Consider the following 17,707-nt stretch of genomic DNA (forward strand, 5'->3'; position numbering starts at 1 on the left):
TCGATTTGGGGGGGCATCATCGCGCGGCCGCCATCGCCTTCGCGATCGCTTTGTCCAGTTCGCCGCGGAACGTCGATGCCACGACACGCTGACCGACACCTCGGAAGTCGAGCCGCTGCGTCGCTTCATGCGCGTCCTCAAACTTGATCATCAGCTTCAGACCAGCTCGCTTGCCGCGTGTCTGCTTAGTTCGCTGCCACACGCCGTCAACAACACCCGCCTTTGTTTGCACTTTCCCAACAAACACGTTTGGCTTTGCTGACAGGCGCTTCACGAGATTGCGTGGCAGGTTGCCGTATTGGTTCACCTTGGCAGAGATCGGCTTCAGCAGCGCTTGGCTGTTCAGCTTGTTCAAGCCACCCGTCTCATACGGCAGAAGATACGATGCAGCGACAGGCTTCACGTACACCAACGCTACCAAGTCTGACTTGGTAGCGCGTTTTACGGCGATGGAATTGACAGTGAACGGCGTCGGTGCGTCAAGCACCTTGCGCATGTTCTCTTGCTCAGCGAGCTTGACTATCTGTGCCGTCGCATTGATTGCCTGCGCCGTTGCAAATGGAAGCTGTTTGCGAGCGAGATCGTCGAGCGCCTTGGCTACGCGCTTAATGTCGGTCCTTACCGAAACTGTGAACATCACCGCTCACGAACGAATAAAAGCGCCCCGCGCGTGGCGAGGCAAATCCGACGACTCTCATCGCGGAGGAGACAGGTCGAGAGCGAAGCGCCGACAAGTCGGATGGCGCTATGCCTGTTTAACCCGGTGGGGCGCTCTTCAGCGCATACGCTCTCGGATTGACGTCGTTCGGTTGTGTTCTGCGTAGCCTGCCTACGCGTAACGGCGTCAGCCCGAGAGCACACAAAAAACAAAATCCGCGAGTCGTTTGACTGGCGGGTTCTTGTGAGAGGCAGTAATTCAGCCTTTCACAAATCATAGGTTTTTACCCCGAAAGTGTAAACCGTCATTTCGGAAACCAAAATGGTTTACACCTGAAATTCATGGGTTGAAACGCTGAATTCGACAGGCGCACCCATCATGCGCCGGTAAGAAGAATATGCTTCGCCGCGCGCTTTCCGCATTGCCTTGTAGAAGCCTTGCGTCGTGATCCCCATCTCTGCGGCGACCAACTTAATAGGTCTGAGACGGTGGATGTAGAAGTGGTACATGGCCGTCTTGCCTGTGCTCTCGGGTTGCGACAACAACGACAGGTTGAAATAACTAAGGTCGGCCGACAGAATCGCATTGGGCGGCTCGCCAACGCGGGATGGCTGAAGCCGCGCCAGAATCGTCGGCGGGATCGGCGGCGCAAACAGCCGGCGCGAACGATGCCACTCAGCCCACTGCAAGCAGAACATGTGCAGTTCTTGATTCGGGTCTTCCTGCTTCTCCTGGGCCTGCAATTGATCGTTGATCATTTATTCCCCGCGCGGTATCGGTTGCATCGAATCATGTTGAATACGTCTTGCTGCGCCTTCTGAATTCCCTTCTGACACAAAAACTTGCGGAAGCCCGGTGTGTAATCACGGTTAAGATCCCGGCAACCGGCGCAGGTCGTTTCCTGCCGCTCCTGCACGATGATCATTGGATCGCGCTGCTCGGGCAGCCTCATACACACCCCATCGACGCGCGGTATTTCGCATAGGGCTTGCGAATGTACTGATCGAACCGCGCACGCGCAGCGGGGTCGTGGTCGAGATCCGCGCGGCTCGCGATCCCGCATACCGTTCGAATGAACTGCGCCGCCATCGACGCGCCATGGCAGGGGTTTTCCTGAATGAAGCTCACCCAATCCCAAAACGCTTGTTCGTTCGACCACATGCCGGCCAGCTTCGCGAGTTCGCCGCCCTTTCGGCGTTCTGCCAGCGCGCTCACATGACCACCGTGAAGTGAATGCCCCAGTGCATCAGCCAATCGACCAGTGCGGCCCGCAGCTCGGCGGCACGCGGAAACGCGAATTCGACCTGAATCCGGTTTTGCTCAAGCACTTCGATCTGCCCAACCAGCGGGCAACCGTCGAAGGAAATGAGCTTCACCTTGGTGATACTGTCGACACGCTGGCTGCTCGACGCGATGAGGCTGTCCGGTATGTCGGCGTATTGGATGTAGGCGTGTGCGCTCATGCCTCGGCTCGCGGCGAAGTTAAGGGTGTCGGGCTGGGCTTGTGGGCGTCGCAGTATTCACGCCCTTCGTGCTGCCAATGTGCCTTGACGCGCGGGCCGAGCTTTCGGCACACGCAGCAGTAGCGCCAGCCACCACGCTCCACCATTTCCTTCGTGATTCGCTTCATGCCATCTCCCTCACGTTCCACTCCGGTTCGCCGCTGGCAAGAAACGCCGCTAGCGTCTTTCGATGCGTGTTCACCCACACTTGCACGCGAATCGTCCCGTCCTCATTGAAACCGGCCACTGAGACGTGCTCGCGCAAATCGTCGCCAATCTCTATGTCCGCGTGGATATAACCTCGGCCGAACGTTCCACCGCTGCGATCGTGCGACTCACATACCGGGCCATAAAGGCGCGTCGCCTTGAACCAGTCGCCGTGATATGTCGACTGCGCGCGGCCGCGCACGCGGCGAAGCGACTTCAACGGGATATTCACAAACACCTGCATTACGCTGCCTCCTGCATTTCCAATCCCATCTTTCGAGCGCGCCGCTGCTCCCATTGCGAAAACCCGGCGTCAAACCTTGCGAACTTCTCCTCACGCGTCGCCGGGCCTTGATCGAGCCATTGGTGGCAAAGCATGCAGCCCGGCAACGTCCGTTCATGGCTCGCCTTCAACCCCATGCCCTTGCCAGCGCTCAGCCGATTGTCGTGGCACGGCACCACCGTCGGATCTGCCCAATCGCTGCGCGCGCATTTCACGTTCAGGAAGCACGGTTCGCCGCGGCACGCCGCTAGATACTTCGCGCCCTCCGCGACCGTGACCCGCCTCTTCCTGGTCTTGATCGCCGCCTTGCGCATCAGCGTCTGCATGTGAAACGTCGTCTTGAAGGCGTCCGTTTGCTTGCGCATGAAGCCGGTACGCTTCATCGGGGCCGACCGCTTCACGCCGTCTCCACATCGAGCAGTTCAATGACAGCGTCCTGCGAGATCACCGGAAAGTCGCCGGCTATTCCCATCAGGCGGCGCGCCTGAAATACCCTCAACCCAAGATCGCGCGCAAGGTTGTGTTCGATGGACGCGCCCCGTGACTCGTTCCATCGCGGCAATAGAGCTATGCCGTCGCAGTCCAACAATTGCTTAATGTCGGCGCGCATGCAGACAAGCCATTCAGCATTCGTACCGGCGTTGATCTCTGCAGGATTGACGATGTCGAACCCCAAGGCGCGCAGGCGCGCTGCTTCGGCGTGGAACATTGGGAAGTTAAGTTCCGCGTAACCCGTCATCGGACCGGCGAGGTAAAGTTTCATGCTGTCTGACTCCCAACGCGCGCCATGGACGAAATGGCGTCGAATACAACGCGATCGGCCTGCCGCATACGGGCAGCCGGGAGGCGGTATTTTTCGTCCTTCAGTCGCTCGAGCACCGGGTCATAACTCGCACGCGTCGGCGCGGGCGCAGCATTTGGCTTTGCCTTCGCTCGCGGCGAGCCTTCTCTCTTGGCCTTCACAGGTCGCTCGACGCGATTACGCTCCCGAAAGCGTGCCGAATAGACCTTAGCGGGCGTGTGCGCTGCCGGCGGCCGCACGGCGTTCGTGCCCGGACCAGCCTTGAAAACGTAGCAGCGGTGAACGCCGATATATGCGTGAACGTGGAATCTGACGCCGTCCGCCAGCAGGCGCAATTGCTCACCCACGTATTTCTTGCGGCCACCGACGGCCTTCACTACCTCGCGTATCGTGCGCGGTTCGCCGTCGGACATGAGTTCGTGGATGAGGCAAAGAACGCTCTGGCCGCGGGCCTTCACTAAGCCGATTGCGTGAGCCTTTGCCTCAATCGAATCAAAGGAACGACGCGGCAAGCGATGGGCCTGCGATTCCACGGTTTCCGTCGATGCGTAGATTTCGCGGAGAGTGGCGATCTCATCTTCGGAATATTCGACAATCTGATTCATTTAACCTCCCTGATCTGGATGCCGCGCGCGGCCATCAGATGACGTTTGATGCGGTATCCCTCAGTGACGCGACCCTTCACGTCTTCGACGACCGTCTCGCCGCCCTGCTCGTAGACGAAGTCCGCGACATAGCGCAGCGGCGGCCGTTTTCGGCCCGCGATCACCACCCCGTCGGCCAAGATGAATGGCACCTGCAGCTCGAGTTCGCTGATCTCGCCGCGAACCTGCATTTGCACCAGCTCGTGCCAGCGATGCATTTCCCGCTTGCTGTCGAACTTGATGCCGCCGCTCTCGCACTTCGTGTTGCGGTACTTCGACGGCTTCACTGGCTTCGTAAGGCTCGCGAACGTCTTGCCCAGAGGCGTCGGGCTGCCGATCTGTGCCGCGGTGCGGGCCGAACCGGCAATGCTCAAAGCAATCGCCGGTGCGCCGACGCCGTCGGCAATGTCGTCGAACGCCGGCACCGGCGCGAGGCCAAACTTCTCGGCAAGCTTCTTCTGTGCGTATCCAGGCCTAGGCGCGCGATCTTCGCGCACGTTCGCCGTACCTACGGTCTTCGTCCCTTCCGGGTAGCGGAGTGCGGTCGTGCGGCTGGTCATGCAGCCTCCGCGTGCGCGGCCTTGTCGCGCGGAATATCGTTGAAGTACCCGTAGAGCGCGTCGTATTGCTCGTCGCCGAAGCGCGCCGCGTCGCGCAGCATCTCTTCCATCCATTCGCCCGGGCCGGCCGCCTTCACCACGCGCGCCTTGAAGCGCATGAAGACCTCGCCTTCCTTTTGCGTGACGCCGAGCTGCTTGCCGCGCTCCGCGACGCCGGCATTCGACTTGTGCCAGTCCGCCGCGATCAAACCGGCTGCAGCGCCCCCGACAGGCAGCGATTGGGCCTTCACCGGAAACAGCCCAGTCCAACCGCGCAGCACGGCTTCCTCGACGCTGACCTCGGGGCTCTGCCCAGAAGCAGCGAGCATTTCGAGTTTCTTGATCGACACGCGTGCCGCCGGCCGAGTCCAGGGGGCGTCCTTGCTTTTCGCTTCGCGGTGTTCGCACCACATGTCCCACACAACGAACGGAATTGCCTCAGGCAGTTCGATGTTCAAAAGCTCTGCATGCAACGCAACTCGCGGCTCTCGCCGCGCAGGTTGGTGGTTCTCTGATGGTTCTTCTGGTGGTTCTTGGTGAATCGGGTGCAACCCATTGCACCCTTTAGCGAAACCCGTTGCACCCTTTGTGTCGCCCGTTGCACCCTTTTGTGCTGCCCGTTGCACCCTTTTTATGGGTGCAACGCTTGCGCCCTTTGAGCCAGACGAAAAGGGTGCAATTTCTGCTCCGTTTATCCATTCAGGATTGATGCGGTATTCGCACGCGCGACCGCGCCCGCCGCTAGCGTTTGCAACCTTGATCAGCCAGCCGCTTTTCACCATGCCTTGAATCTGATACTGAACCGCGCGGGGCGAGCGGCGCACCTTTTCCGCCATCGTTTCAATGCTCGGGAAAATGTGCTCGCCGCTGTCGTCGCAGAAGTCCGCGAGTTTCAGCGCGAGCAACAGCTCGTGATCCTCGCCGGGGTAGCGATCCCAAACCATCGTCTGGATCTTGATGCTCACGCAGTAGCTCCGTCGGCATCACCAACCAAGTGGAGCACCCAGCGCAGCGCCTCGGCACGCATGCTCATCGGTCCAGCACGATCTATCTCGGCGAGGATTTCTTTGCGCGAGCGGATCTTGGGAGATTTGTCGCCCATCACGGCCCTCTGCGCTCGCGATCGCGCATGACCGGTCGAGCTCGATCCCGCCGCGATCAACTCGCTCACCTTGCCGCGCTGCTCGTCGGGCGTCAGCTTTGCGAGCAGCTTCGCGTGCGTGACATTGACCGCACCGCTTTCGACTGCCTTTTGCACGGCCGAGCAGCATTCGAGCAACTGGAGGGTTGCGCGGACTGTCGGTACCTTGCAGCCGAAAATCACGGCGATCTCGTCTTCGCCTCGGCCGATTGCCATCAGGCGCCGCATCTTCTCGGCGCGGCCCAGCGGTGAATCGGACTGGCACACCTCGTTTTCGCTCACGATAATGTCGAGCGCGTCACGGGCCTTACCCTTGTGCACGATCGCTGGAATCTGAATTGGCGCCACACCACGAGCTTGACGCCACTCGTTCGCGAGCCGGGACGCCTTCACCCGCTGCCGACCGACGACGATCTCGACCGCGCCCGTCTCGGGGTTCTTCTGGATCAGGATCGGCTCGATCACGCCTTGGTAATCGATATTGCGCGCGAGATCCTCGTCTACCGGCAGATGCACGCGCGGGTCGTAGAGAGGGGAGGATTCGTCCACGACCAGCACCAGCACGGCGGGGTCAAAGAAAAGGACGTTGGTCTTGCCTGACGCGCCGTACGCGTCGATCGAATTTTTAGCCATGCACCACCACCGCGAGAAGCTGCTGCGGCTTACCCGTGGCCGTCTCCGTTCTGCGCCCGACGACAACCAGCCGATCAGCGTCGAGAAGCTCGCGAACTCGCCCGCAGACGCTCGACAGCTTGAGATTGGTGATTGCGGCGATGTCCTCGCGCGTGAGATGTGCGCGCACATGCTCAAAGGCGTCGAGCACCATCCGTTGCTTAACGGACAGATCCTTGACGGTCAGTGCGTGAAAAGCGTCCTGCTGCGTTTCAGCCACGCGGCGGCCAGAGCGGCCGCTGTAAAAGCTCGCTTCCATATGGGCTTCAGTGAGGAATACTAAATCGGGACATAAGACGCCTGGTTCGCAAGAGGCTTATGTGTCGATTCATCCCATTTGATGCGCCGGCCAGTCCCGGCCTGCTGCACTGCCCTACTTCGTCCCCTCGTGTCCCTTTTTGGGACGCGCTTCGAATGCCAATACCAGCGGGTGTGAGTACCCGTATGCGCTCTTCAGGACGTGATACCCGAGCAACTCGGGGGTCGAAATCCCCTCTTTCGCTGCTTGCACCGCCAGATCAGCCGCCTCCGGCGTCGGAAGCTCAACGGTAAGGCTGGTCTTGCGCTGCGTCATGCGGCCACCCGCGTCCCGTTCTGGGCCGAATTGGCACTGCGGTCGATCAAGTTGGCTGGCAAATTCCCAACTGTGCCAAACAACAGGAGATCAGCCATGCGGGACAAAGCCGCCGAATCACTCTCGATGCCGTGCAATGCCTTGAACGCCTGCATGCCGTCATACGTGCGATCGGAAAGCCGGGTCTTCACTTCGTTTCGATACTCGGTGCGACGTGACATTTCTTCCTCCTTTCAAAGGGAACTACTCTTGATCTTCTTTCGGCAGATCGCCGACCGGCGGCTGCACGTCATCGCTTGCAGCGATCGAATCGAAGCCATTTCCCCAGATGTCGGGCCGCAGCTCGGCCAAGGTAAAGCGAGAGTCGTGAGCAACAATGCGCTTGCAGAGCGCGTTACCGGGCTTCCGCGTGCCCCGAGAGCACAGATACAGATAGTCGACGCTCGCCTCGACGGCATCAGCGAACGCTTCGCGCTCAGCGGGCTTGGTCGTCTGGAAATAGGATCGAAGGTTCATGCTTCGATGATAGATCATTTTGATTTGCTTGAGCAAATCTTTTTGCACGTTGATCAAAATGATTGATTCATCCACTATCGCACCCATGAGAACGGTTAAGGACATCCGCCGGGATAACGCACGCTCACTGGCAACAGATGGGCCGGCCGAGTTCGCGCGCGCAATCGAGAGCACCACCCAACAGGTGAATCAAACGATCGGGCCGAATCCGACTCGAAACATCGGGGACCTCCTTGCGCGCCGCATCGAGGCCGCTTACGGGAAAACCATTGGCTGGCTTGATGTTGACCACACCAAACCCGCGTTTGAAAGCGAGAAGAGTGTCGACAAGGCGGCGCTGATCCCGCAATCCGAGTCACCCAAAACGGATAAAGTTGTTGCTGCAAAACTGACCTCACCGCAGCGCTTGAGAGCAGCGCTCGGCCCCATGAATCTGTCTGCCGAAACTCTTGCAGCAGTCGCAAAGATCGGTGTGGACGTGTCCTCCCAATGGCTCGATGGCGAAGGCCCAGAAATCACCCTTGTGCAGGCCGTCGCTATTCAGAACACATATGGCGTCAATGCGGTTTGGCTGACCAAAGGCAAAGGGGAAGCTGGCGTAGCGGTTCGTTTCAACGACGAGTTCCGCCCGTTTCCGATTACAAATTGGAAACCGATTCCGGTGGTGGGAATGGCGCAGCTGGGTGACGATGGACACTGGGCGGATCTTGAGTATCCGGTTGGGCACGGCGATGGGTATGTGGACTTTCCCTCTCGCGACCCCGACGCATATGCCCTACGGTGCGCGGGCGACTCAATGCGTCCGCGCATTAGAGACGGCGAATACGCAATCATTGAACCGGGACATCCTGTCGAGCCGGGCGATGACGTCCTCGTCAGATCTAAAGACGGTCGCGTGATGATCAAGACCTTCCTCTATCAGCGCGCCGGCCGAATCCACCTTATATCAGTCAACGAAACTCATCCGCCCGTTATATTCGAAGCCGATGAAATCGACCGCATGCATTTCGTGGTGGCTACAGCGCGCGCTTCGATGTTTCGTCCTGGGAGTGCAGACTGATGCGCACTCGTTCCCCTGCTTGCGTAAATGGCCGATTGCGTTGTGTCGTTGTGCTCGCAGCGGCATTCGTCTCGCTCGGCGCGCAGGCGGCGGAAGACAGAGTAATCCTCGCGCAGAAGGCGAAGATTAACGAAGCCTGCACTACCCTTGGCTCTCAAGGCCTTACATGCAAGTTCATCAAGGCCTCCGACATCGACGGCGCGGCAGGCGACGCGCGCTTATGGGTTCCCTCCTCATCCGGGGATCTCGGTGCAATGATGCAACTTCCGGCGGACAGGACAACGTGGCTCGAGCGCGGAGCGGGGACGGAATTCTTTGCGCAGGCGCTGATCTACCAGCGCACTGACCGGCTCGGCATACCCTACTTCTCCGCGCGCATGGCCGTTTTGAGTCGAGTTGGTTCGAACGCGCCGCGCTACGTGGACGACAAAGATGATCTCGCGTGGGCGACCTTCGATTCCCGCCTTAAGTCGGCGCCAGAGGGAAGCGAAGATGCGACTTCATACCTTACTTCGGTGGATGTCGCTGCAGCGAGCGAGGCGGCCGCGATCGGAGACGCGAAAAGCAAAGCTGCGGCCGACGTTATCTACCGTCAGTCCCCCGAGTTCCGGCACGCCACGCTGCGCGCTAACGCCCTCGTATGCGTTCAACTCATAGCCGGCGCCAAGTTAGACTTGGAGCGCGACTCACGCATGGCGGCCATCTCTGGCTACGAGGATGTCGCCGTAAGGCAGAGCGCCGCAGCAACTATTGTGCGATGCCAAGACGTCATCCGTTCAGCTCAGCACGAAAACCTAAAAAAATAACTCCCCGCTATCGGTAGAAATTATTGATAAGTATCTTTGCGCGACCAAAGCAAATCATTTTGCTTGATTAAGCAAATCATTTTGATATACTTCATCTCAAGCGCTGACCAAGCGCGAATGTGACAAGCGCCCTAAGTTGATTGGATTCCAGCGAGTCCCATGTTCTTAGGGCGCATCTCACCACCTTCCAGATTGCTGGAGTGAGAGATGAACGTCCGGAAAGCAATGCACCGCGCTGCAACCAAAAGCCTCGACGGCCATTGCCGTTTCGTCGCGCAGCTCGGCCGCACCGTCGTAGTTCTCTCACTCTCTGATCTGGCCCACTGTCCGAAGGCGCGTATTCAGGTTGCCTTCGCTCGCGGCAAAGAAGTCTTGCCGCGGTGACGGGAGACGTTGAGATGCAAGTCAATCAACCGCAGCACACCGAGCAAAGCCGGTCGCTCGACGAGCTCGCCTACTTCACGCGAGGCGAAAAGTGAACCGCGCTGCTTGCGATAACGATCTGCTCGCAGCTTCCCGCGTGCAGTCCAAGTTCGGCGCCGGCTGCGCAATCACGGCTGTTGTGATCGGTTGCGTCTGGTATCTCTGCGTCGCTTGGCGCGCTGGGGTGTTCTGATGTGCGAACAAATCCGAATCTGGGTCGGCGCAGCCGCTGTCATCGCCATCTACCTCCTGATGTGCTCGGGCTTTGAGGCTCGTCAGGCCGCCGTCGAACGCTGCAGCGTAGTTCGCTGCACCTGATCCCGTAAAGGCTCACCCATGTACACAGACCTTGATCTATGTTTAGCAGTCCTTGGCGGCATGTGGGTCGGGGGCTGTTTCGGTGTGATCGTTGGCGGCATAAACCGGGCCGCAAAGCATGCAGAGTTTCAGGAGCGCCGCAAGCAGTTTCGCGTGCCCGCGGCTCACCGCGAGTTTGAACACGAATGCGATGCGCATTTGCCGCGCGTCGGTGAATAACCAGCAAGTCTACCCCTCCCCAAGGAGACGTAATGCAACAACTTCAGATTCCTCCGCTTGCAGATGGCGAGATTTATCTCATTGGCCTGGTAGACGCGAATGGCGACGTCGAGCACACCATCCTACTGCCCGGTGACAACGATGACGCCTCGCAGGCGGAGCAACTGGCCTGGGCTCAAAGCATTGGCGGCGATCTGCCGAACCGCATCGAGCAAGCCGTGATGCTCGCGAAGTTCCGCGATCGCTTCCAGAAAGACGCGTACTGGAGCAACGAGACATGCGACTGGAATTCCTCTTGTGCCTGGTTCCAGGGCTTCGGCGGCGGCGGCCAGGACGGCACCCACAAGTGCGCCGCGCTCCGCGCGGTCGCCGTCCGCAGATTCAAGAATTAAGTCATTCATCCATTCAACAGGAGCATCGCAATGACGATCACGCTTGAAGCTATTGAGGCCGAACAAACTCGGATCGGCGCCATGATCGCGGCTTTCAAGGCGCAACCGCACGCGACGGAATATCGCGTCGACGGCGTCACGATCCCACTCGCGGCCGGAGAGCGCGTCGCCGGGCCGGTGCTAAACGATGACGGCACGCTGAGCCACTACCTGATCAAGTTGCCCGGCGCGTCCGAAGAAATGGTCAACCACCAGGGCGCTCGCGCCTATGCACACGGTCGTTGCGCTGTGACGCCGACGCGTCGTGAGGGGCGTCTCTTGCAGGCGAACCTGCCTGACGAACTTCCCGAAGAGGCCATTTGGCTCGATGACGAATACGACGGCGATTCCTCTTTTGCCTGGTGCCAGGACTTCTACGGCGGCATCCAGTTCAGCGGCGGCCGCAAGAGCGCCGCGCTCCGCGCGGTCGCCGTCCGCAGATTCATTCCTTCAGTGATTTGATCATTTAATCCGCCATGGCATTCAACAAACTCTCGCTGCAAGACAAGTTACTCACCAAGACCGAGCGGGTTGGTGAATGCCTTGTGTGGACGGGGCAAAAATGCCCGAAAGGCTACGGGCGAATTCGTATCGGTGGGAAGCTCCGCAGAGCTCACATCGTGCACTACGAGTTGCACCATGGGCCAGTTCCAACCGGGAAAGTCCTGCTGCATTCCTGCGATACGCCCGCGTGCATTCATTTAGGCCATCTTTCTCCCGGCACTCAGTTGGAAAACGTGCGCGACATGTTTGCCAAAGGGCGCGCCAACAAAGCCAGAGGCGAAAAAGCTTCTAAGGCAAAACTTACTGCCGAGCAGGTTTTAGAAATCCGGCGTCGGTATGAGCCCGGCAAATATGGGCGTGGCTCGCGAGTCTTGGCCAAAGAGTTTGGCGTTTCCAGTGCATCGATTTTAGCGGTCGTGAAAGGCGAATCGTGGGCGCACATCTAACAGCCGTGAATTGGAAAGGAGCGCTGCGATGAAGGATTTCGGCCAGTGGTTGCGCGACGCGCCTCCCATCCCAGACCCGCTGGAAGTTGACGCGGCTACCGCTCATATCGCGTCGCTCGAAGATGCTGGCGTAATCGACCTGATGAACGACGGCAGTTATATGGTGCGGTGCTGCGTTTGCGGGAGAGACGATGAACTGCCGTGCGACCCGGGCGAGATCGATGTTGGCTACGAGCACTACTGCAATGGTTCGCCGAGGTGCTGTCCGTGACCCCGACGAAAACAATCCTGCAGCCGATCGAGCGCGGCGTGGACTTCGTCGGCCACCTGATCAAGCCGTGGCGCCGCTCGACTCGACCGCGCACGGTCAATGAAGCGCTGCGCCGCACGGCCGCCGCCGCGCCGGCCGATGTGCATCAGCTCGCTAACAGTTACTGGGTAATCGGAATAACGTGTGGAAACCATGATGATGAATTATAATTGTGGAACGGAATTTCGTGTGGAACAGGAGAATCTAAATGGCAGAGAAAGTAACCATCGGCAATGCGGAGCTTTGGCTGGGAGATTGCCGAGAAGTGCTTTGCTTGCTGCCGCCATGCGACCTCGCGCTTACCGACCCGCCGTATGGAATTGGTTTCGCAGCCCAGCCAACCAAATGGCAACGCAGGGATGGGCAGGCGCCGGAGGATTGGGACAACATGACTCCTCCGGCATGGCTCTTCGGCCTGTTGGCGGAGAAGGCTCAAGAACTCATCATCTGGGGTGGCAACTACTACGACTTGCCGCGAAGCCGGGGATGGCTGACCTGGTACAAGCCCGACTCTCCTCCAAGCATGGCCAGCATCGAACTGGCGTGGACCAGCATGGACATGAACGCCAAGATGTTGTCTCACTCCATTTCGGCGACGAATGCGGAGCGCGTTGGCCATCCGACTCAGAAGCCCGTTCGCGTGATGGAGTGGTGCCTGAGCTTCGCCAAGGATGCGAAGACAGTTTTGGACCCGTTCATGGGGAGCGGCACCACGGGCGTTGCATGTGCCACGCTCGGGAAGCGCTTCGTCGGCATCGAGCGCGAGCCTCGCTACTTCGAGCTTGCCTGTCGGCGCATCGAGGCGGCACAGCGGCAAGGGAGCCTGTTGGAGCAGTCCGAACCGGAGGCGTTGCCCCAGCAACTGAGCCTCTAGCCGATTCCACACTAAAATCCGGGGATGAAAGACATTCTCGATATGGAAGGTTGGTCGCTGACCGACAAAAGGACCGAGGGATTGGTGGAAACCTTCTCGGCGGAATACGTGCACGAGCCAATCGCCTGCTCCAAGTGCGGCGGCATCAAGTTGTACCGGCACGGCACCAAGAAGACGACGTACGCGGACGCGCCGCTGCGTGGCTTTGCAGCCAAGTTGGAGGCAACGGTGCGCCGTTACCGGTGCCGGGATTGCGGCGAGACTTTCCTGCAGCCGCTGGGCGGCGTCCTGGACGAGCGCCGAATGACGGTGCGCTGCGCGGAGTTTATTGCCAAGCAGGCCCTGAAGCACACGTTCGTCCATGTGGCCCGCGAGGTCGGAATCGACGAGAAGACGGTGCGAGCGGTGGCCGCGGAGCGTATGGGCGAGCTGGGAGCCACGCACAAGCCCCGGCTGCCCAAGGTGCTGGGAATCGACGAGACGAAGATTGCCGGCGAGCTGCGCCTTGTCCTGACGGACGTGGAAGGCCGACGGCTGCTCGATATGCTCCCCGCACGGGACAAGGGCACCTTGGCTGCCTGGTTGTGGCAGTTCAAGGACCGCAACGCCGTCAAGGTCGTGACAATCGACATGTGGCGACCGTACCAGCGGCTGGCCGCCGAACTGCTGCCCAATGCCGTCGTGGTCGTGGACAAGTTCCACATTATGCGGATGGCCGGCGAGGCGATGGACCGCGTGCGCATTCGGCTTGCCAAGGTGAAGCAGCCGGAAGTGCGCCGGCACTGGGTTCGTTCCAAGGTGATGCTCAACAAGCGGCCGCACAACCTGACCGAGAAGCAGCGCTTCAATCTGGAAATGTGGCTGGACAACGAGCCCGAGATTGCGGCGGCCTATCGCGCCAAGGAAGCGTTCTACGGCCTGTTCGACCTGCCGAAGGACGAAGCAATCAGGGCGTTCGACGGCTTTGCTGCCTCGGTCGAGTCGTCCGTCAAGCCGGAGTTCAAGCCGTTGCTGACGGCCATGCGGAACTGGCGCAGCGAGATTCTGGCCGTCTTCGACCACAAGTACACGAACGCCTTCACCGAGTCGCTGAACAACCTGACCAAGCACATCGTAAAGGCCGGGCGCGGATACAGTTTCGAGGTGTTGCGTGCCCGCATCCTTGCCAACTACGGCGACCCGGTCAAGGAACCGCTCTTCTTCGAGTTCTTGCTGAGGGACGACGGGAACCCATGCGCGAACTGCGGGCTGCCGTGCCGCGCCGAGGACATGCACCTCGTGACATTGCCGCCGGTGACTCGTGGACAGCGTACGAAGCGCGCCCTGGTCTGCGGGGTCTGCGAGCCGCGTTTCAACACGGAGAAGGTTATTGCTCATCGCAAGACTTCCACACGGAAAACCGGATAGCCCAGTTACTTCGGGCTGCTGCGGCAGGCGTCAGCCAGCCACCACGACCGCGCGCGGCTCGCGAATGTCGTTCGGGATCGCGGGCATGCGGTCAACCATGCGCTGACACAGACCTATTGAGGAGGAGTATGACGTGGCTTTACATTCCATCGAACTGTGTGCCGGCGTCGGAATGCTCGGAGAGGGTGCCCGAGCTGCATTCGAGTATCTCGGACACAAACATCGAACCGTTTGTTACGTGGAGCGGGAAGCCAGTGCCGCCGGCCAAATTGCTGCGCTTATGGAAGCGGGAGCGCTTGATGAAGCGCCTATCTGGTCTGACCTTCTCACGTTCGACGGCACAGCGTGGCGCGGACGCGTTCATTGCGTCATTGCCGGTTTCCCATGCCAAGACCTTTCCGTTGCCGGGAGGCGCGCCGGTCTCAACGGGAAGCGTTCTGGACTCTTCTTCACCGTCCTCGACATCGCGGATGCTTGCGGTGCGGAACTCCTCATTCTGGAGAACGTGTCAGGCATCACTTCTGCCACCGCCGCCGTTATGGACGAAACCGAAGGCGAACTCTTCGAGCGCGCGGCCTCCCGAGTCTTGGGAGAACTGGCCGACCGCGGTTGGAATGCGGAATGCCTGCTTATTCGAGCGTCCGACGTCGGTGCAAATCACCAGCGCGAGCGGTGGTTCTGCGTCGCCTGGCGCGTGGCTGACACCCTTCGGGATGAACGGAATCACACAGGACGGCAGAGTGGGTGCGGGGGGGCGAATTTGCGAAACAGGTCACGCAATGGATGACGCCAGTTGTTCCGAACGGTGGCCGCTCAGTGTCAGCGGAAGTAGTGGCGAGTCGAGGCAGCACGGAAAGCGGCAAGCGGACCGTGGGATTGGAGTCGGAAGTTCGTCACTGGGCCACACCGACCAGCAGCGAGAACAGCAACCGTACAACGAAAATGGCACCGAGTCACGGAAACGGGCACGGAATTGTGCTGGCGGGGCAGGCATGCCAACGGGCGACGCCGAAGGCAAGCGAGACGGATCAGGGTGTTTGCCCATCCGAGATAGCGCGTCGCTCACCGGGTCTGCTGACGCAAACGGCGACTTGGGCAACGCCAACAGCGCGGGATCACAAGGACGGCGCGACATCGCTGGAGAACGTCGAAGTGAACGGGCTACTCGGCCGTCAGGTGCTGGCGACATCTTTGCACCCGGTCCACTCGACGATCGATGGCCGGGAATTGTCGCCGACCGCCCGGACCTTGCGCCAGCGACTGAACCCGGCGTTCGCATGCTGGCTGATGGGATGGCCTATCTGGTGGACGAATCCCGCAATCACCAACTCCGTCAAGTTGGAAACGGCGTTGTGGCGCTCCAAGCTGCAACGGCAATTGTCGAACTTCTTCGGCGAGCCGACTTCGCATGAGCCAGCCGCGTTCATCGAAGCAGCCGACGAAGCCCTAACCCAATCCTGAGAGAGAAGAATCATGAGCGATACCCGAGAAGCATTACGGCGCGTTTGCGCAGATATTGGTGCAGTCTCAGCGCTGCTGGGATTTGACGATTATCCAGGCGTTTTTGCGCTATTGCGAAAGATAACCGATCTAATCACTCGCGAAGCTGCGACTGTGCCGCCGATTGATCTGATAATCCGCGACGTTTGCGAGTCTGACGCAGCCGATCCCAACGCGGCAAACTCAATCTGCATCGAGGTCGATGATCTCAGGCTGATTCTAGAGAACCGCCTCGGCGCGGAACTTGCCGCCGCGCCTGCATACCCCGCCACCCTGAAAGCCAGTAACGACAAGGGTGACAGCGATATTTCTGGCATCCAACTCGCCGCGTCTGTGCAGAGCGCTGAGTGGCTTGCCGAAGCGGATCAACTAATCATGCGGCTTTGCGACACCGTGTATACGTGGGCGCGAGGGCCGAAATACTACGAGCGGGAACTCGCGAATCGCAATGCGTCGAACGCGGCCTGCGACGTGCTGAAAGCGCATCTTCGCAAGCACGTTGCCGCCGCGCCTGCATCCTGCACCGACGAGAGCCCAGCGGCGAAGCGGTACTTCCATCCGTCGTGCTCGGTATTCGAAGACATGCTGCGTTCGCTGCAACACGTCGAGGCGGTATATCGGCTGAACGTGGTCGGTGATTCTGGCGATCCGAGCAGCACGCTGGACAATTTACAGCGGGTCATTGCTCGCGCGACCGCCGATTTCCTTCCCCGCGCTGACGAGAGCCAGTCTCACACGGATGACCTCGCCGTCGACACGTTCGCGCGCGTGATGAAGGGCAAGCTCGCCACGGCGCGCGAGAAGGGTCGCGGCGGCTGGGAGCAATGCAGCCCGGTCGACCTCTCACGTTTTCTGCGCGAGCACGTCGAGAAAGGTGACCCGCGAGACGTGGCGAACTTCTGCATGATGCTTTGGCACCTCGGCGCGCAGATCGCCCCGCTTCCGCGCGCCAGCGACGCCGAATCTACTGGCATCTGTTTTTTCTGCTCGATGCCTATCAACGGGGTGCATGAGACGGATTGCCCCCAAGCCGCTCAGCCAGTCGCAGACGATACCTGGGCGACGGCCGTGCAACCGGTCCGATATTTTGTCTATGACAACGAGTGCGGATATGAAGAGTTCGCCACCGACGACGAGCGCGACAAGGCTCATCGCGCGGCGATCGAAGGATACCTTGACGACGGATGGTCGGAGGGGGTTGAAAGCGTCGTATCCGGAATCGTTACCCACAAAACCACCCAAACGAACCTTGAAAATGAGCCGTCGCCGTGCGCTGCACATCCAGACCACGATGACGACGCGTGCGAGGCATGCGTGGCGTGGGGCGAATGGCCGAATCACGACTTCGAAACATCCTGCCAATACGAACCAGAGCGCATCGACCGCGCCGACGATACCGGCGTGGTTAAGACGGGAGAGGCGACGTGAGCGGACTCTTCTACCTTCAGGACGGCCGTAGCTATGTCGGCAACGACGTGCTCTGGTGGGCGGAGAAGGGCCAAGGCGGATACACAACCGACATGCGCAAAGCGCGACTGTTCACGAAGGACGAAGCGCAGCAGTATCACAACGCGCGCGAGACCGACATTCCGTGGCCGAAGGAATATATCGACGCCAAGACGCGGCCGGCAGTCGATATGCAGTACATCAAGCGCGATGAGGCGCTACAAGGCACCGGGATCACGATCATCAAACCGACGATGCCGCCGCGCTACGTCAACCGTTGCGGCGGATGCGGCTGTTTCCTGAGTGACGTCCAGGTAGTTGATAGCTGCGGCTGCCCGAAATGCGGCGCCGACAATCGGCCATAA

30 protein-coding genes are annotated in these 17,707 nt (G+C 59.9%); 15 read left to right on the plus strand and 15 right to left on the minus strand.

Going from position 1 to position 17,707, the window contains the following annotated elements:
- Nucleotides 1-16: 16 nt before the first annotated feature.
- From GGD40_RS04305 to GGD40_RS04375, 15 genes are all read right to left on the minus strand, one after another.
- Nucleotides 17-637: a hypothetical protein gene (locus tag GGD40_RS04305; RefSeq protein ID WP_179742889.1), complete on the minus strand. Its 621-nt coding sequence runs from the start codon at nucleotides 635-637 to the stop codon at nucleotides 17-19.
- 347 nt (nucleotides 638-984) lie between these two features.
- Nucleotides 985-1,416 carry a hypothetical protein gene (locus GGD40_RS04310; protein WP_179742890.1) on the minus strand — a complete coding sequence of 144 codons (432 nt, stop codon included), beginning with the start codon at nucleotides 1,414-1,416 and terminating at the stop codon, nucleotides 985-987.
- Nucleotides 1,413-1,610 (minus strand): hypothetical protein, encoded by a 198-nt coding sequence (locus GGD40_RS04315; protein ID WP_179742891.1) that lies wholly within the window; start codon nucleotides 1,608-1,610, stop codon nucleotides 1,413-1,415. The genes GGD40_RS04310 and GGD40_RS04315 overlap by 4 nt, the downstream gene beginning before the upstream one ends.
- The gene (locus GGD40_RS04320) at nucleotides 1,607-1,873 is read right to left on the minus strand and encodes a hypothetical protein (RefSeq protein ID WP_373565256.1); all 267 of its coding nucleotides are present in this window, start codon (nucleotides 1,871-1,873) and stop codon (nucleotides 1,607-1,609) included. Before GGD40_RS04320 ends, GGD40_RS04315 begins: the two co-directional genes overlap by 4 nt.
- A complete protein-coding gene (locus GGD40_RS04325) occupies nucleotides 1,870-2,121 on the minus strand; it encodes a phage portal protein (RefSeq protein WP_179742892.1) in 252 nt (83 codons plus the stop codon). The genes GGD40_RS04320 and GGD40_RS04325 overlap by 4 nt, the downstream gene beginning before the upstream one ends.
- Nucleotides 2,122-2,284: 163 nt before the next feature.
- Nucleotides 2,285-2,611, minus strand: a complete 327-nt coding sequence (locus tag GGD40_RS04330; RefSeq protein WP_179742893.1) for a hypothetical protein — start codon at nucleotides 2,609-2,611, stop codon at nucleotides 2,285-2,287.
- Entirely contained in the window at nucleotides 2,611-3,033 is a 423-nt protein-coding gene (locus GGD40_RS04335) for a hypothetical protein (RefSeq protein WP_179742894.1), read from the minus strand. The genes GGD40_RS04330 and GGD40_RS04335 overlap by 1 nt, the downstream gene beginning before the upstream one ends.
- Before the next feature lie 14 nt (nucleotides 3,034-3,047).
- Nucleotides 3,048-3,413 carry a DUF4406 domain-containing protein gene (locus tag GGD40_RS04340; protein ID WP_179742895.1) on the minus strand — a complete coding sequence of 122 codons (366 nt, stop codon included), beginning with the start codon at nucleotides 3,411-3,413 and terminating at the stop codon, nucleotides 3,048-3,050.
- Entirely contained in the window at nucleotides 3,410-4,057 is a 648-nt protein-coding gene (locus GGD40_RS04345; RefSeq protein ID WP_179742896.1) for a hypothetical protein, read from the minus strand. The genes GGD40_RS04340 and GGD40_RS04345 overlap by 4 nt, the downstream gene beginning before the upstream one ends.
- Nucleotides 4,054-4,656: a DUF1064 domain-containing protein gene (locus tag GGD40_RS04350; protein ID WP_179742897.1), complete on the minus strand. Its 603-nt coding sequence runs from the start codon at nucleotides 4,654-4,656 to the stop codon at nucleotides 4,054-4,056. The genes GGD40_RS04345 and GGD40_RS04350 overlap by 4 nt, the downstream gene beginning before the upstream one ends.
- Nucleotides 4,653-5,660: a helix-turn-helix domain-containing protein gene (locus GGD40_RS04355; RefSeq protein ID WP_179742898.1), complete on the minus strand. Its 1,008-nt coding sequence runs from the start codon at nucleotides 5,658-5,660 to the stop codon at nucleotides 4,653-4,655. The genes GGD40_RS04350 and GGD40_RS04355 overlap by 4 nt, the downstream gene beginning before the upstream one ends.
- Nucleotides 5,657-6,469, minus strand: a complete 813-nt coding sequence (locus tag GGD40_RS04360) for a ParB/RepB/Spo0J family partition protein (RefSeq protein ID WP_179742899.1) — start codon at nucleotides 6,467-6,469, stop codon at nucleotides 5,657-5,659. The genes GGD40_RS04355 and GGD40_RS04360 overlap by 4 nt, the downstream gene beginning before the upstream one ends.
- Entirely contained in the window at nucleotides 6,462-6,767 is a 306-nt protein-coding gene (locus GGD40_RS04365) for a hypothetical protein (protein ID WP_179742900.1), read from the minus strand. The genes GGD40_RS04360 and GGD40_RS04365 overlap by 8 nt, the downstream gene beginning before the upstream one ends.
- Nucleotides 6,768-7,078: 311 nt before the next feature.
- The gene (locus tag GGD40_RS04370; RefSeq protein WP_179742901.1) at nucleotides 7,079-7,303 is read right to left on the minus strand and encodes a hypothetical protein; all 225 of its coding nucleotides are present in this window, start codon (nucleotides 7,301-7,303) and stop codon (nucleotides 7,079-7,081) included.
- Between the two features lie 22 nt (nucleotides 7,304-7,325).
- On the minus strand, nucleotides 7,326-7,673 hold the full coding sequence (locus tag GGD40_RS04375) for a hypothetical protein (RefSeq protein ID WP_179742902.1): 348 nt from the start codon (nucleotides 7,671-7,673) through the stop codon (nucleotides 7,326-7,328).
- Here GGD40_RS04375 and GGD40_RS04380 point away from each other — a divergent pair.
- The 15 genes from GGD40_RS04380 to GGD40_RS04445 all read left to right on the plus strand — a co-directional run bounded on the left by GGD40_RS04380 (nucleotide 7,657) and on the right by GGD40_RS04445 (nucleotide 17,707).
- Nucleotides 7,657-8,658 carry a S24 family peptidase gene (locus GGD40_RS04380; protein WP_179742903.1) on the plus strand — a complete coding sequence of 334 codons (1,002 nt, stop codon included), beginning with the start codon at nucleotides 7,657-7,659 and terminating at the stop codon, nucleotides 8,656-8,658. The genes GGD40_RS04375 and GGD40_RS04380 overlap by 17 nt on opposite strands.
- Nucleotides 8,658-9,464 (plus strand): hypothetical protein, encoded by an 807-nt coding sequence (locus GGD40_RS04385; protein WP_179742904.1) that lies wholly within the window; start codon nucleotides 8,658-8,660, stop codon nucleotides 9,462-9,464. The genes GGD40_RS04380 and GGD40_RS04385 overlap by 1 nt, the downstream gene beginning before the upstream one ends.
- 207 nt (nucleotides 9,465-9,671) lie before the next feature.
- Complete coding sequence (locus GGD40_RS04390; RefSeq protein WP_179742905.1) at nucleotides 9,672-9,848, plus strand: hypothetical protein; 177 nt, start codon at nucleotides 9,672-9,674, stop codon at nucleotides 9,846-9,848.
- Between the two features lie 375 nt (nucleotides 9,849-10,223).
- Nucleotides 10,224-10,424 (plus strand): hypothetical protein, encoded by a 201-nt coding sequence (locus GGD40_RS04395; RefSeq protein ID WP_179742906.1) that lies wholly within the window; start codon nucleotides 10,224-10,226, stop codon nucleotides 10,422-10,424.
- A 32-nt stretch (nucleotides 10,425-10,456) separates the two neighbouring features.
- Nucleotides 10,457-10,816 carry a DUF1566 domain-containing protein gene (locus GGD40_RS04400; RefSeq protein ID WP_179742907.1) on the plus strand — a complete coding sequence of 120 codons (360 nt, stop codon included), beginning with the start codon at nucleotides 10,457-10,459 and terminating at the stop codon, nucleotides 10,814-10,816.
- Nucleotides 10,817-10,846: 30 nt separating this feature from the next.
- Nucleotides 10,847-11,317 carry a DUF1566 domain-containing protein gene (locus GGD40_RS04405; protein WP_179742908.1) on the plus strand — a complete coding sequence of 157 codons (471 nt, stop codon included), beginning with the start codon at nucleotides 10,847-10,849 and terminating at the stop codon, nucleotides 11,315-11,317.
- 14 nt (nucleotides 11,318-11,331) lie between these two features.
- Nucleotides 11,332-11,805, plus strand: a complete 474-nt coding sequence (locus tag GGD40_RS04410; RefSeq protein ID WP_179742909.1) for an HNH endonuclease — start codon at nucleotides 11,332-11,334, stop codon at nucleotides 11,803-11,805.
- 28 nt (nucleotides 11,806-11,833) lie between these two features.
- Nucleotides 11,834-12,076 carry a hypothetical protein gene (locus GGD40_RS04415; protein ID WP_179742910.1) on the plus strand — a complete coding sequence of 81 codons (243 nt, stop codon included), beginning with the start codon at nucleotides 11,834-11,836 and terminating at the stop codon, nucleotides 12,074-12,076.
- On the plus strand, nucleotides 12,073-12,285 hold the full coding sequence (locus GGD40_RS36635; protein WP_179742911.1) for a hypothetical protein: 213 nt from the start codon (nucleotides 12,073-12,075) through the stop codon (nucleotides 12,283-12,285). Before GGD40_RS04415 ends, GGD40_RS36635 begins: the two co-directional genes overlap by 4 nt.
- 38 nt (nucleotides 12,286-12,323) lie before the next feature.
- Nucleotides 12,324-12,989 (plus strand): DNA-methyltransferase, encoded by a 666-nt coding sequence (locus GGD40_RS04425; RefSeq protein WP_179742912.1) that lies wholly within the window; start codon nucleotides 12,324-12,326, stop codon nucleotides 12,987-12,989.
- A gap of 24 nt (nucleotides 12,990-13,013) precedes the next feature.
- A complete protein-coding gene (locus GGD40_RS04430; RefSeq protein ID WP_179742913.1) occupies nucleotides 13,014-14,396 on the plus strand; it encodes an ISL3 family transposase in 1,383 nt (460 codons plus the stop codon).
- A gap of 133 nt (nucleotides 14,397-14,529) precedes the next feature.
- Nucleotides 14,530-15,183 carry a DNA cytosine methyltransferase gene (locus GGD40_RS36795; RefSeq protein ID WP_373565257.1) on the plus strand — a complete coding sequence of 218 codons (654 nt, stop codon included), beginning with the start codon at nucleotides 14,530-14,532 and terminating at the stop codon, nucleotides 15,181-15,183.
- 89 nt (nucleotides 15,184-15,272) lie between these two features.
- A complete protein-coding gene (locus GGD40_RS36800; RefSeq protein ID WP_257030338.1) occupies nucleotides 15,273-15,857 on the plus strand; it encodes a hypothetical protein in 585 nt (194 codons plus the stop codon).
- Nucleotides 15,858-15,869: 12 nt separating this feature from the next.
- Nucleotides 15,870-17,324, plus strand: coding sequence for a hypothetical protein (locus tag GGD40_RS36805; RefSeq protein ID WP_257030339.1), 1,455 nt, complete (start codon nucleotides 15,870-15,872; stop codon nucleotides 17,322-17,324).
- Nucleotides 17,321-17,707: a hypothetical protein gene (locus tag GGD40_RS04445; protein WP_179742914.1), complete on the plus strand. Its 387-nt coding sequence runs from the start codon at nucleotides 17,321-17,323 to the stop codon at nucleotides 17,705-17,707. Before GGD40_RS36805 ends, GGD40_RS04445 begins: the two co-directional genes overlap by 4 nt.

Origin of the sequence: Paraburkholderia bryophila (genome assembly GCF_013409255.1) — a bacterium.
Classification (GTDB): Bacteria; Pseudomonadota; Gammaproteobacteria; order Burkholderiales; family Burkholderiaceae; genus Paraburkholderia.